General features: G+C 64.5%; 16 protein-coding genes. 9 read left to right on the top strand and 7 right to left on the bottom strand.

All coding sequences use genetic code 11. From position 1 onward, the window contains the following. Positions 1-23 precede the first annotated feature (23 nt). A complete protein-coding gene (locus tag IB230_RS02900; protein ID WP_192268552.1) occupies positions 24-551 on the bottom strand; it encodes a hypothetical protein in 528 nt (175 codons plus the stop codon). A 156-nt stretch (positions 552-707) separates the two neighbouring features. Between IB230_RS02900 and IB230_RS02905 the strand changes: the two genes are divergently transcribed. The 3 genes from IB230_RS02905 to IB230_RS02915 are packed head-to-tail and all read left to right on the top strand — an operon-like array spanning position 708 to position 3,465. Then, positions 708-1,856, top strand: coding sequence for an SPFH domain-containing protein (locus tag IB230_RS02905; protein WP_192268554.1), 1,149 nt, complete (start codon positions 708-710; stop codon positions 1,854-1,856). A gap of 12 nt (positions 1,857-1,868) precedes the next feature. Beyond that, positions 1,869-3,194 (top strand): TFIIB-type zinc ribbon-containing protein, encoded by a 1,326-nt coding sequence (locus tag IB230_RS02910; protein ID WP_192268556.1) that lies wholly within the window; start codon positions 1,869-1,871, stop codon positions 3,192-3,194. Positions 3,195-3,204: 10 nt separating this feature from the next. Continuing rightward, positions 3,205-3,465 carry a hypothetical protein gene (locus IB230_RS02915; protein ID WP_192268558.1) on the top strand — a complete coding sequence of 87 codons (261 nt, stop codon included), beginning with the start codon at positions 3,205-3,207 and terminating at the stop codon, positions 3,463-3,465. 187 nt (positions 3,466-3,652) lie between these two features. On the opposite strand, the gene IB230_RS02920 is transcribed toward IB230_RS02915, so the two are convergent. Next, positions 3,653-4,192, bottom strand: coding sequence for a transposase (locus tag IB230_RS02920; RefSeq protein WP_192268561.1), 540 nt, complete (start codon positions 4,190-4,192; stop codon positions 3,653-3,655). A gap of 315 nt (positions 4,193-4,507) precedes the next feature. Here IB230_RS02920 and IB230_RS02925 point away from each other — a divergent pair, with 315 nt between their 5' ends. Together IB230_RS02925 and IB230_RS02930 are read left to right on the top strand one after the other, a co-directional pair. Then, the gene (locus IB230_RS02925; RefSeq protein WP_192268563.1) at positions 4,508-5,362 is read left to right on the top strand and encodes a PA4780 family RIO1-like protein kinase; all 855 of its coding nucleotides are present in this window, start codon (positions 4,508-4,510) and stop codon (positions 5,360-5,362) included. 239 nt (positions 5,363-5,601) lie between these two features. Further along, positions 5,602-6,123: a hypothetical protein gene (locus IB230_RS02930; protein ID WP_192268565.1), complete on the top strand. Its 522-nt coding sequence runs from the start codon at positions 5,602-5,604 to the stop codon at positions 6,121-6,123. A gap of 27 nt (positions 6,124-6,150) precedes the next feature. On the opposite strand, the gene IB230_RS02935 is transcribed toward IB230_RS02930, so the two are convergent. Next, complete coding sequence (locus IB230_RS02935) at positions 6,151-6,729, bottom strand: nuclear transport factor 2 family protein (protein ID WP_192268567.1); 579 nt, start codon at positions 6,727-6,729, stop codon at positions 6,151-6,153. 122 nt (positions 6,730-6,851) lie between these two features. Between IB230_RS02935 and IB230_RS02940 the strand changes: the two genes are divergently transcribed. Both IB230_RS02940 and IB230_RS02945 read left to right on the top strand, forming a co-directional pair. After that, the gene (locus IB230_RS02940) at positions 6,852-7,148 is read left to right on the top strand and encodes an autorepressor SdpR family transcription factor (RefSeq protein ID WP_192268569.1); all 297 of its coding nucleotides are present in this window, start codon (positions 6,852-6,854) and stop codon (positions 7,146-7,148) included. Continuing rightward, positions 7,145-7,525 carry an ammonium transporter gene (locus tag IB230_RS02945; protein ID WP_192268571.1) on the top strand — a complete coding sequence of 127 codons (381 nt, stop codon included), beginning with the start codon at positions 7,145-7,147 and terminating at the stop codon, positions 7,523-7,525. Before IB230_RS02940 ends, IB230_RS02945 begins: the two co-directional genes overlap by 4 nt. 255 nt (positions 7,526-7,780) lie before the next feature. Here the strand turns inward: IB230_RS02945 and IB230_RS02950 are convergent, their stop codons facing one another. Together IB230_RS02950 and IB230_RS02955 are read right to left on the bottom strand one after the other, a co-directional pair. Continuing rightward, complete coding sequence (locus IB230_RS02950; RefSeq protein WP_192268573.1) at positions 7,781-8,281, bottom strand: hypothetical protein; 501 nt, start codon at positions 8,279-8,281, stop codon at positions 7,781-7,783. 151 nt (positions 8,282-8,432) lie between these two features. Continuing rightward, positions 8,433-9,272 carry an amidohydrolase family protein gene (locus IB230_RS02955; protein ID WP_192268575.1) on the bottom strand — a complete coding sequence of 280 codons (840 nt, stop codon included), beginning with the start codon at positions 9,270-9,272 and terminating at the stop codon, positions 8,433-8,435. A 195-nt stretch (positions 9,273-9,467) separates the two neighbouring features. Here IB230_RS02955 and IB230_RS02960 point away from each other — a divergent pair, with 195 nt between their 5' ends. After that, complete coding sequence (locus tag IB230_RS02960; protein WP_192268577.1) at positions 9,468-9,644, top strand: hypothetical protein; 177 nt, start codon at positions 9,468-9,470, stop codon at positions 9,642-9,644. A 402-nt stretch (positions 9,645-10,046) separates the two neighbouring features. On the opposite strand, the gene IB230_RS02965 is transcribed toward IB230_RS02960, so the two are convergent. Both IB230_RS02965 and IB230_RS02970 read right to left on the bottom strand, forming a co-directional pair. After that, positions 10,047-10,496, bottom strand: a complete 450-nt coding sequence (locus IB230_RS02965) for a hypothetical protein (protein ID WP_192268579.1) — start codon at positions 10,494-10,496, stop codon at positions 10,047-10,049. Beyond that, the gene (locus IB230_RS02970; RefSeq protein WP_343227243.1) at positions 10,493-11,707 is read right to left on the bottom strand and encodes an ATP-binding protein; all 1,215 of its coding nucleotides are present in this window, start codon (positions 11,705-11,707) and stop codon (positions 10,493-10,495) included. The genes IB230_RS02965 and IB230_RS02970 overlap by 4 nt, the downstream gene beginning before the upstream one ends. Before the next feature lie 371 nt (positions 11,708-12,078). Between IB230_RS02970 and IB230_RS02975 the strand changes: the two genes are divergently transcribed. Next, entirely contained in the window at positions 12,079-12,954 is an 876-nt protein-coding gene (locus tag IB230_RS02975; protein ID WP_192268583.1) for a type II toxin-antitoxin system RelE/ParE family toxin, read from the top strand. Positions 12,955-12,958: the final 4 nt, after the last annotated feature.

The raw sequence follows: 12,958 nt of genomic DNA on the forward strand, positions 1-12,958 counted from the left end.
CAAAGCCCACCCTACGGCAGGCGTCAGAGTCCGAGGTGTGCGACCAACGCGTTCCGCACGCGCTCGGCATAGGCCTCGGAGCCGAAGCGCCCCGCATCGAACACGCCGCCCGCACCCGCGATCGCGGCCAGTCCGGAGACCGTCGGTTTCGGCACGATCACCACCTGCCACGGTGCGTCGTCGTGGTCGGCGTCCTCGCTCCGGCGTACTTCAACGGTGGCCACGTTGGCGGTGGTCAGGCGGGTCGTGGTGTGGCGGCCCCATTCGCGCCGCTGCACGCGGATCTCGTCGCGTGGATACGTCCACACATCCCCCCAGCCCGACAGGCCGGCGCGCATGAACTGCACGCCGACATAGCCCGCGCCGCCGATGATGATGGCGAAGAACGGCGTCAGCAGGTTGAGCGGCCACAGCGCACGCCCGAGTTCCCACAACGGCATCGCGACGGCGAACGCACCGGCGACGACACAGCCCACGCGGATCGGCCACGGGAACTCGCGCCGCACCAGCGGCAGGTCGGCTTCGAAGACATCGGCATCGTCGGCGGGCATGCCGCATCGTAGCCGGAACCGGCGCACGCAGGCCGCGTAACGATTTCGCAACGTTCGCGCCCATGACCTCTGCGCCATGGACACCGCGTATCGCTCTGTATACTCGGACCGGCATGGCGGGTGCCCCTTCCCGCCTTCGAATCACGGAGCGATGTCATGGGTCTTGTACAGGCGGTGGTGGGTGCGGTCGGTGGCGTGCTGGGCGACCAGTGGAAGGATTTCTACACGGTGCCGGCAGGCCTGCCGTCGACGGCGGCGCTGTTTGCCGCGGTGCCCCAGGGCACCAACGCCGGGCGCGGGTCCAACACCAGCGGTTCGTCCAACATCATCACCAACGGCTCGAAGATCGTCGTGCCCGAAGGCTACGGCCTGCTGCTGATGCAGGACGGCGCCATCACCGCGTTCGTCGCCGAGCCGGGCGGCTACGAGTGGCGCTCGGACGACATCAACTCCAAGTCGATCTTCGCCGGCGACGGCATCGTGTCGACCTTCATCACCCAGAGCTGGGAGCGCTTCAAGTTCGGCGGCCAGCCGGGCTCGCAGCAGGCGGCGTTCTTCGTCTCGCTGAAGGAACTGCCGGACAACCGCTTCGGCACGCAGTCCGAGATCTACTGGGACGACGGTTTCCTCAACACCCAGGTCGGGGCGGTCACGCGCGGCTCGTACACGCTGAAGATCGTCGACCCCATCCTGTTCGTGAAGAACTTCGTGCCGGCGGCTTACCTGCAGTCGGGCAAGGTGTTCGACTTCACCGACCTCGACAATGCCGCCGCCACCCAGCTGTTCAACGAAGTGGTCGGCTCGCTGGCGCCCGCCTTCAGCCTGTACACGAACGATCCGTCCAAGGGCAACCGCATCACCAAGCTGCAGCAGGATTCGCTGGGCTTCGCGCAGAGCCTGTCGGCCGCCGTCGAACAGGGCTACCAGTGGAGTTCCGACCGCGGCCTGGCCATCGTCAAGACCGCCATCGTCTCCATCGAGTACGACGCCAACACGCGTGAACTGCTGAAGACCGTGCAGCGCGCCGATGCGCTGTCCGGCGCGCGCGGCAATTCCAACCTGCAGGCCAGCGTCGCCCAGGGCATCCAGTCCGCCGGCGAGAACGGCGGCGCGGCGGGCCTGATGGGCGTGGGCATGGCCACCGGCATGATGGGCCTGGGCAACCTGCAGCAGCCGGCTGCGCCCGCAGCACCGGCCGCCGAGGATCCGGTCGCGAAGCTGAAGAAGGCCAAGGAAATGCTCGACCTGGGCCTGATCACGCAGTCCGACTACGACGCGCTGAAGGCGAAGGCCCTGGGCCTGTAAGCGGACGCACGCATGTCCACCCCGCACCGTCCGGCGCCTCCGCCGCTGCCGCCGGTGCCTCCTGCGCTGGGCCCCGGCTCGCCGCAGGAGGTGCCACCGTTGCCCGGGAGTTTCCCGGTCGATCCCGCCACCCTGCCCGATGCGATCCGTGAAGAACTCGAGGCGCCCGATCCGGTCGCCATCGATACCGCCGCGGCCGAGCTGAAGGACGGGCAGAACCGCTGCCCGAAGTGCGGCGCCACCGACATCCGCCACAAGCTGGGCAGCGACGTGCTGGTCTGCCTGTACTGCCGCAACGAGTGGGTCGGCGAGCGCGTCGAGGAAGCGTTCGGCTTCGGCGAAGGCATCGCCGAGCTGCGCGGCACCGTCATCGCCTCCGGCGCGCGCGACATCCAGGCCGACGCCGCCGTCCTGATGACCTTCAAGTGCACCGGCTGCGGCGCCGAGGTCACGGTGAACACGCAGAGCGCCATGACCGCGCGCTGCCACTGGTGCCGCCACGTGTTCGGCGTCAACGAGCAGATTCCCAACGGCGCCGTGCCCGACGCGGTGCTGCCGTTCCACATCAGGAAGGACGACGCGGTCGCGCGCATCCGCCAGTTCGTCGACAAGCGCAAGCTGTTCGCGCTGAAGGCGTTCAAGGAGCAGTTCTCGCCGGAGAACGTCGTCGGCGTGTACCTGCCTTACATGATCGTCGACGGCAACGCGAGCGCGGCGGTGGCCGGCAAGGGCGAGATCCAGACGCGCAAGTACACGCGCGGCACCGACAAGAACAAGAAGACCTACTACGACGCCGACATCTACCGGGTGGAACGCGCGGTCGACTTCACCGTCGACGACCTGCCGCTGGAATCCTCGCGCGAGCGCGGCAACCTCGACACCAAGGTCAACACGCAGAACATCATCAACACCATCCTGCCGTTCGACACCAAGAACGCGGTGAAGTGGAACGCCTCCTACCTGTCCGGCTTCACCTCTGAGAAGCGCGACACCGACGTGGAGCAGCTGCGTCCGCGGCTGGAGGACCAGCTGCTGTCGATCGCGCGCGCGCAGGTGGAAAGCTCGGTCGGCCGTTACGACCGCGGCGTGCGCTGGGAACAGGAACAGCTCGACGTGCATGGCACGCGCTGGGTGTCGATGTACCTGCCGGTATGGCTGTACTCGTACCACCAGCCCGGCAGCAACGGCGGCATGCTGCACTACATCGCGGTCAACGGCCGCACCGGCGAAACGATGGGCAGCGTGCCCGTGCAGCAGTGGAAGCTGCTGCTGACCGCGCTGACCGTGGGCACCTTCCTGGAGGGCATCGCCCTCTGGATCATCTGGGCCGGATCATGAGCAACGACACATGAGCGACGACAACGGCCTATGGCTGCTGGCCCTCGGCCCCACCGGCGCCGCGGCGCTGTACTGGGCGATCTACCGGTACTACCGCAACACCGACAAGTCGCATGCCTTCGAGCATGAGACCGACATCGAGGCCAAGCCGGTGACCGGCGACGACCGCAAGGTCGACACCGTCATCGGCACCCAGCGCACCCGTATCGACGGCGACAACGTGCGTGCGTACCGCCAGCGCGTGCAACGGGTGAAGCGCGACCCCTCGTAGGGCGGGCCTCGGCCCGCCGTCGTACGCCATCACCGCGCTTCCCGCATGCGTGAGCATCCGCACACCGGTAGCCCGGGATCCGAACGCCGCCTTTGCGCGATCACGCATCACGTGGCGGTGGGCCAAGGCCCACCCTACGCATTGCCAGCATCCCGTAGGGCGGGCCTTGGCCCGCCGTCGTGCGCCATCACGCTCCCGTCCGCTCCCCTGCGCCTGTGATAGCCGACGGATCGGCCGCCCAATCTTCCGCATACACGCCACGCGCCACCCAGCGCCCGAACGACGAGTGCGGCCAATCGACAGCGCGTGCAGCATGACCGTGCTTCACCGGATTGATATGCACGTAATCGACGTGGCGACGCAGATCGTCCTCGTCGCGGATCAGGTGTTCCCAGTACCGGCGCTGCCAAACACCCTGCTCTCGGCGCGCGATGCGCCTCGATGGCCGGGCGTCCTGCATTGGCAATCGCACGCTGAAAAACCCCTTGATCTGCGCCCACCGCCGTGCGTTGTCGGCATCGCCCTGCGGTAGCCGCCACACGCAATGCAGGTGGTCAGGCAACACCGCAATGGCGACAAGGTGGAAAGGTCGCGCCGCCTTGGTGATCCGGAAAGCCTCACGCAGCGACTCGATGTGTTCCACCAACAGGCCGCGATGACGTTCACGCAGATTCACGGTGAAGAAGTACGTGCCACCCGGCACAAGCACGCGACGATAGTTCGGCATGCAGGAAGATTGCCGAGACCGTCCTCGACATGATGTAGGCGCATGCCGCCGGCGCGTATCGGTAAGTACCGGGACTCGGGCGATTCGCGGTGCGGTGGGCCAAGGCCCACCCTACGATGCGCTGCCTCGCATTCCGTAGGGCGGGCCTTGGCCCGCCATCGCACGGCCGGACGGCGGGCCAAGGCCCGCCCTACGCCACCGCCCGTGCAACGTAACGCATGTACGGGACGCCGGTACCTGCACGCCGCGCCCGGTTCGGGCACACTGCGCGCCCGTCGCGTGCTCCGGCCGCGAGCCCGTTCACACAAGGATGCCGTGAAGACCCCTGCCAGCCTGCTGATGCTGATCGACGAAGGCGTCATCGACGAGGTGCTGCGACCGCTCAAGAGCGGCAAGGAGGCCTCGGTCTACGTGGTGCGCGCGGGCGACGACGTCCGCTGCGCGAAGGTCTACAAGGACATGGCGCAGCGCAGCTTCCAGAAGCGCGCGCAGTACCAGGAAGGCCGCAAGTCGCGCGGCAGCCGCGAGGCGCGTGCGGTCGCCAGCGGCAGCCGCTATGGCCGCAAGCAGCAGGAAGCCGAATGGAAGAACGCCGAGGTCGACGCGCTGTACCAGCTGCGTGAGGCCGGCGTGCGCGTGCCAGAGCCGTACGGCTTCTTCCACGGCGTGCTGGTGATGGAACTGGTCACCGACGCCGAAGGCTTTTCGGCCCCGCGTCTGGGCGAAGTGGAACTGACGCCCGAACAGGCCCGCGAGTACCACGCCGTGCTGGTGCGGCAGGTCGTGCGGATGCTCTGCTGCGGCCTGATTCACGGCGACCTGTCGGCCTACAACGTGCTGGTCGGCCCCGACGGCCCGGTGGTGATCGACTTCCCGCAGGTGGTCAGCGCCGCGGGCAACAACGCCGCGCGCACCATGCTGCTGCGCGACGTCAACAACCTCACCGCCACGCTGGGCCGCTGGGCGCCGGAGCTGCTCGATACCTGGTACGGCGAAGAGATGTGGGTGCTGTTCGAAGCTGGCACGCTGCTGCCCGACACGCCACTGACCGGCCAGTTCACCCCGGACGAGCGCAGCGTCGACCTCGACGGCGTGCGCGATGCGATCAACGACGCCCGCGAGCTCGCGCTGATCCGCCAGCAGGGGCGCGACGCACAGGACGAGGATTGAGTGCGCGGATGCCGTAGGGCGGGCTCAAGCCCGCCATCGCGGACCTTCCGCCATCGCGATATCTCGTTGAGGAGCACCGCATCGGGTGCATCCACGCGGCGGGCTTGAGCCCGCCCTGCACAGGCTGCATGGCCCGGCCATTCGCCAACCGGCCGTGGAAGCGATAGTGTGCCGGTGCACCGCCTTTCTCGCCGTCGCGTCGCGACGGTGCCCTGCCCACACGACGACGGGCCACGCTCATGAACGCACGCACGCTTCGCCGCTCCCCGCCGCTGCTGGTCACCTTCGGACTTCTCGCGTGCGTGTCGATGCAGGCGCACGCGCAAGACGCGCCACCACCGCAAGCGCGCGAGAAGTTCGGCGATCCGGCGCAGTACGAAGTGCGCAATCTGCCCGCGACCACCGACGATCTGAAGACACTCGAGCGCGCGGCCGCGTTGCTGCAGGACGAGTCCGCCTGGAACCGCAGCGACGACCGCCAGTGCGCCGACGATGAAGCGGCGAACAAGCGCAGCCTGTTCTGCGCCCTGCAGCGCGCCTCCGCCGATGTGTACGGCTCGCATGATCCCCGCCGGGTCGCCGATCACCGCCGGGTGGCCTTGCAGGAAGTGCGGTTCGCGGTGGAGGAAGCCACGCGCGGCCGCGAACTCTCGCACCGGCTGATGGAGTTCAACAACCTGCCCGAGACCACGTTGGCCGACATCCAGCGTGTGATCGCGCAGGCAACGGAACGCGTGCGGGCGCGCTTGCCGCCAGAATGATGCGGAAACCGCACCCGTAGGGCGGGCTCAAGCCCGCCATGTGGATGTATCCGCCATCGTGTTGCCGGGCGGAGTATCGCGATGCCGGACGGTCTGCGACGGCGGGCTTGAGCCCGCCCTACTCCGCCGAATAGATCGTCGCCTGCCGCAGCGCCAGCTTCCATTCGCCGCTGGCGTCGGTCCAGATTTCGGTGGTGCGGCGCTTGACCTGCTTGCCGGCGAACTTCGCCTTGCCGACCGCGTCAGGTGCTCCTCGCCCATCAGCACCACGTCGTGCGCGCCGCGGGTGGCGGCGTACTCGATCACGCGGTCCAGCGTGGTGTAGTCGATCAGGCCGGTGGCGAAGTTGGCCACGGCGTCGGGCTTGCGCGCGATGCGGTTGAACGGGTTGTTGACCACCGCGTCGTCGGTGAAGGTGTCGGCGAACACCTTCGCGTCGTGCGTCACGATCGCCTGGTCGAAACGCATCGCCGCGGCGATGGCGGCGGCGATGCGCGGTTGTTTCGCGGCGTCCTCGACGGTGGGATTGGCGGCTTTCCAGCCGGCATGGGCAGGTGCGGCGACCAGCACGCACAGCAGGACGGACAGCGTGGGGGCGAGGCGCATGGCATGACTCCGGGGGACGGTGCAGGGACACCTTTTCCCGATCCAACGCACCCGCGTCGAACCAGAGGTCAGACCGACAAGCGGCGGTTGACATAGTTAGACGATTAGCTAACTATCACATCATGAGCCAGGTCTTCCGCGCCCTTTCCGATCCCACCCGCCGCCAGGTGCTGCAGCTGCTGCGCAAGGGGCCGCTGAGTGCGGGCGAGCTGAGCGACCAGTTCGATGTCTCCAAGCCGACGATGTCGGCGCACTTCGCGGTGCTGAAGGAGGCCGACCTGGTGCATGCGGATAAGGTCGGCAAGTCCGTGATCTACCACCTGAAGCTGTCGGTGCTGGAAGACGCCCTGCTCGGCTTCGTCCATTCGTTCGGTGCGGGCAGTCCCGCGCCCAAGTCCAAGAAGGAGTCTGCGCGATGAACAGAGAAGTGATCACCAGCCTGGCGTGGGGCATCGGCATCGTGGTGCTGGCGCTGTGCGCCACGTTCGCACGCTCGCGGGGCTATATCGAGGGCGAGATGGTCGACCGCATCGTCATGGGCGCGGTCGGCCTGATGGTGGCGTGGTTCGGCAACCAGATGCCGAAGCGGTTCGTGCCCAGCGCCCGCGCGCGGCAGGCGCAGCGCGTTGCCGGCTGGTCGATGGCGCTCAGCGGGCTGGTCTATGCGGGCTTCTGGATCGCCGCACCTAAGGACATCGCCGTGATCGGCGGTTCGGCGGCGGTGCTGGCCGGCATCGCGATCACCGCCGCCTACTGTCTGTCGCTGCGGAACAAGGCGCCCACCTCGCACGCCTGAGCGACACCGCCGCGTGCCGCTGCTCCCTTCTCCCCGTGCCACGGGGAGAAGGTGCCGAAGGCGGATGAGGGGCGCTTTACCGTCCGCACACGCGATACGCCAGATTCCGTAAGGCGGGCTCAAGCCCGCCATCGCGACGTTTCCGACCTCGCGATATCGCATCGGGGAACGACACGGCGATGTTTCGCCGGGCAACACCGCAACGGATGCATCAACACGGCGGGCCAAGGCCCGCCCTACGCAGCTGGAGTTACGTCACGGCTCGCCCGACAGGCAGGCCTGCATCCACGGTTCCGCCTGCAAGGCAGCGCGCGCGTCGTCGGCCAGCGGAACGGACTGGTAGTCGGCGAAGCAGGAACCGTCCGCGCGCGTCGAGTCGGAGAGCACGCCGTCGCAGAGCCGCAGCGGTTTGTCGATGCGCTGCCAGCCGTCCTCGCATTCGGTATTGGACTCGACGCTCTTACGACCGCACACGTGCGTGCGCCGCGCCTCCGTGGACGAGTCCGCGCGCGCGACGATCCTGCCTCTGTACTCTTTTCCGGTGGCGAAATGGAACCAGGTACCGCAGACACGGTCGCCCCGTTGCAGCAGCACGTAGCGGCTGCACTGATCCGGCGGGGTCTCGCCGTGGCAGGCCGCCCATTCGCCGTCGAATGCACCGTTCGATGCGGATGACGCCGCATCGCTGCCCGTTCTCGCGCCCAATCCCGTGCAGGCCACCAGGCCCAGCACCATCACCACCGTCCACTTGCGCATACAGACTCCCTCCTGATCAGCGTTGTCCCATGGTACTTCGCCTCGCAGGGCGGGCCTTGGCCCGCCGTCACGGTCTTTCCGACATGGCGATATCCCGTCGAGGAATATCGCGGCGGAGGCATCAACACGGTGGGCCGAGGCCCACCCTACGTCACCGCCCGAACAACGTCATCGCATTCCCGCTGCGGATCTTCGCCTTCTCTTCATCGCTCAGGTCGAGGCGGTCGAGGGCCTTGGCGGTGACGTCGAGGCCGATCTGCGGGTAGTCGGAGCCGAGCAGGACGTGGTCGAGGCCGACGTTGCGCAGGGTCCAGAGGAATTCTTCTTCGACGGGGGAATCGGCCACGACCAGCACGGTGGCGGAGATGTCGAAGTAGAGGTTCTCGAAGCCGAAGCCGTCGGCGGTGCGTGCGAGGGCGAGGATGTTCCAGAAGCGGAAGTTGAGGCCGCCGATGTGGGCGAGGATGAACTTCGTCTTCGGTACGCGCACCACCAGGTTGAACAGCTTTTCGCTGTCGCCGGGCAGGATGTTGGCGTTGTCCATCAGCACGGTGACGCCAAGGTCGCCGGCGCGGCGTGCGAGGGTTTCGACGCGGGGATCGGACACATCGAAGCCCTGGGTGTGGGCGTGGATCTTCAGCACCTTCACGCCGGCGGCGGCGACGCGGGCAAGTTCGGCCAGGGCGGCGTCGCCGTCGTACGGGTGGACGGTGGCGATGGGCAGGACGTCGGGGTGTTTGGTCGCCAGGGCGATGACGCGGTCGTTGCCGGCGCGGATCTTGTCCAGGTCGCCCTGCCGGGCCTGGTGGGGGCCGCCGAACCACATCACGCCGATGCCGGACAGTTGCAGGCCGGCGGCGCGGACGTCGTCGCGGTACTGCTGCAGGGAGGTTTCGCCGTCGCGCAGGTGGACGTGGACGTCGAAGACGGGGTTCGCGGCCAGGGCATGGCCGGTGAACAGGCAGAGGGTCAGGGCCAGCAGGCGCCGCATCGGTCGTCTCACAGGTCTCGGGAGGGGCACAGGGTGCCACGGGGGAATGTGAGGGACCCGTTCGGGGGTCGGATGGCCCCGGGGGCGGCGTCACCGTCCGCCATGGGGTCCGGTGTCCGCCGGGTGTTTTCGATGCAACGTTGCATGTTTTCGATGGAACGTCGGGTCTTTGTGTTAGCTGAGCCGATGTTTTCGATGGAACGTTCCATCGTTTCGATCCAGCGTTGCATCGTTTTGATGGAACGGTGGATGTTTTCGATGGAGCGTCGAGTCTTTCTGTTAGATGAGCCGATGTTTTCGATGCAACGTCGGATCGCTTTGATGGAACGGCGGATGTTTTCGATGGAATGTCGGGTCGCGGGGATGGGCTAGGCGCCGGCCCACCGGCAACCCTGCGGCTTTGTGTGAGATGCGCCGAGGGGGTTCGGCCAGCTTCCGTAGGGCGGGCTCGAGCCCGCCATCCCGCACACCGCTCCCCCACCCAGGTGGCGCTCCAGCAGGTTGACGGTGAAGAAGTCGGCGCCGCCCGGCACCCATCCGCGCCGGTAGTTCGGCATGCCGGCAGCGTGCGTGGGAGCGCACATCATCACCGCCGCCGCAGACCGCACGCTCGTGTGGGCGTCCGGTCGACGCAAGCCACACGGTGGTGGGCCAGGGCCCACCTTACGCAGATGTTCTCGCTTCCTCCGAACCCCACCTCGGTCAACGTGGGCGGGCGTAGGGCGGGCAAAGCCCGCCTTACGAGTTGAAGCCCGCCTTACGGGCTACCCTCAATCATTTAGGCCCATCAAATTTAAGAACTTTCTCGAGATCAAACTCGTCGTTCTTCGCCACAACATGAATTGGCACCTTGTGCTTAGCTACAAACTTCTTTGTAAGCCGCTGCAAGCCAGTATCAAACCTCGGGTATCGCGCACAAACGACTAATCCCGCGAAAGGTCGCAACTCTTTAAGTTTCTCACATCCTTTTACATGCTCAAGCGTCGCATCGATCTGATCAACGGCATGCTCAACGTCAGTTCCCTTCAACTCCACGACCACACTGCCGACGCCCGGACAGGACACCATAAAATCCGCGGCAGTCTTATTTTTTATCAGACATCCATCAACGCGAACCCGATGATAGGCAGCTTTCTTAAGGTTCTTAAAAACAGCGCTCCGTGCGCCCTCAGCGACTTTTACATTCGAATCCTTTGTGACGTTGCGACAGTCTGCGCAAGTCATGAGGAATATTCCACGGAAAGTATTTTCGAAAACTCCTGAGCGATATCACCTGAAACATCATCAAGATAAGAAGCCTCGATCAACCCATCCTCAACATCCTGAATATTTATTACAACACCATTATTAATCGCGTAGGCGTTTACCCTGCTTCCATCTATCCAGTTAACTTCCGAAACTATTTTATCTACTGCAAGAAACTTCTTTGAACGTTTAGACCCAGCAACCTGCTTAGCCTTTATTAGATTGTTTATTTTGGCCAAAACGTAGGGGCTGTGCGTAGTAATAAATAGCTTTGACCTACCTTTTGACATAGATAGAAAAGACCCAAACACCTCAACCAATGAGCTTTGCGCAGATGGAAACAAGTGAGCTTCCGGCTCCTCAATAAAGACCAACTGCTGAAAGCGACGCGTGACATGGATACCCGCCCTACTCTTGATCGCAAGAACTAACGGCATTAGCTCCTGCTGGCCAGATGACAGTGCCGACAGAGGTATTCTCCTTCCATCCGAGGCCTGCAAATACTCGGCAGAACGATCTGCAACAAGTTTTCCGCACATTAGGTCATTTAGCTTGTTCAACCATTTTGTGTCGACGCCATCAGACCCATAATTAAGCGGCCCACGCTCTTTGAGAGCCGTATAAAGCCTACCAAACCTTACGGTCAGCGGATCCAATACGCGACCATGCTCAAACGCAGCAATACTTTTGCCAATACTGGTGAAGAAGGATCGACCCGCCGGCACAAAGGTTTGCAGCTCAGGGAAATCGCGCCCCAAATTCTCGCGAAGATTACCGGTAACCTCCTCTCTTACTTTCCAGAAAGCCTCAAGCGCCTGACCCTCGATCTCGGGCGAATTTGCCCTAATAGATTCGGTAAGCAATAGTGCTTTCCTGAACTGATCTTCGAAGTAAGAAGAAAACCAAATCCTTATGTTTTCTCCCAACTTCTTTCTGTATTCAATTCTCGTAATTCTTACCTGATATGCTCCAGCCTCGAACTCAATACAGAATTTCTTACCCCCCCATGCTGACACGGGAAACCATTCCTTGAACCTCTCTTTTACTAGCTCCTTGAAGGAATCCAACCCTTTGCTATCTTCAATCGCGTAGAACTGCTCGGCTAGCAGGCTATTAAAGAAGTAGGTGAGCTTGGATATGACGCTCTTGCCGCTGGCTGACGGACCAATAAGAACGGTCAGGTCCGACAACTCTACTTCCGCCTTCTTAATACATGAAAATTCAGAAACAGTTAGGCGAGTCGTCATCTAAAGCTCTCTTTGTATTGTTTTCATTGAAATATTATTAATCTCTATAAGAAATAATTTCCGCAGCCTAATTCAAGCGCAAAGGAACGAATTTCTTAGTTTGACGCGAAAATTCTAACAAACCATGTCAGGCGTCGGAACTACGTTTCCTGGTGACCGACCTTTGCCACTGTCTGCCACAATGTCTTGCCCCCAATAGCTCCGACTGCGCTCCGACAATAGCCTTTAAGTGGCTCACCGGGTAATGTCACGCCTTGCCCGGCACCTCGCACCATGAAGTCCCCCTTCCCCTTCCACCCCCGCCGCCCCCCCGCATGACCGATGCGCCAAGCCGCACGCGCGCGGCGTCGTTGAGTCCGCTGGACAGGGAAGACCGCCACATCAAACGGAACGAGCGCAGCATCGGCTCCCTCGTGAGCCTGCTGGTGCACCTGCTGTTCGTGGCCGCCCTGCTGTACTCCTCCAAGATGGAGCTGTCCCAGCCCGAGAGCAGCAGCGCCGGCGGCGCCCGGGTCAAAGTCGACTTCCTGGGCGAACCCACCGACGACGAACAGCGCGTGCCCGTGCCCCCGACCGGCACCCGCAATCCCAGCGAACGCCCCAAACCCCTCAAGCCGCTGGTCACCACCCCCGTCAAATCGCCCGTCGACGCCACCCGCGTGACCGAGGCCGAGAACCCCGTCGCCCCCGACGAATCCCAACCCCAGCCCCCGTCCAGCCAACAGGCCGTCGCCCCGCCCCGCCCGCAACCCCCATCCAGCCCGCCCGCCTGGCGCCGCTCCGCCCGCTGGGGCCAGCCCCCCGGCATGCTCGCCCAGGACACCGCCCCCGAAAACCTCGGTCCCACCGTCGGCGCCGGCCAACGCCAGGGCAACCAGCAAGGCAACGCCGCCACCCCCAGCATGGAAGTGGACGGCCACCAGATCTATTACGACCTGCGCAACGAACGCAAGATCGCCGAATGGCAACTGCAGGGCATGAAGGAAATCTCCTTCCCCCTGCCCGGCCGCGCCGACCTGATGGTCTGCGCCCTGGAGATCGTCGCCACCCGCGGCTCCGGCGGCTGCCGCCTGGTGCAACCCGGCGACCCCGACCTGGCGACCATCGGCGACGCCCGCGACGTGGTGGACGTGATGCGCATCTATCGCCGCGGCGAACTGATCTGGCGCGGACCGGGCGCGTACCGCTGACGCG

Origin of the sequence: Pseudoxanthomonas sp. PXM01 (assembly GCF_014851815.1) — a bacterium.
Lineage (GTDB): Bacteria > Pseudomonadota > Gammaproteobacteria > Xanthomonadales > Xanthomonadaceae > Pseudoxanthomonas_A.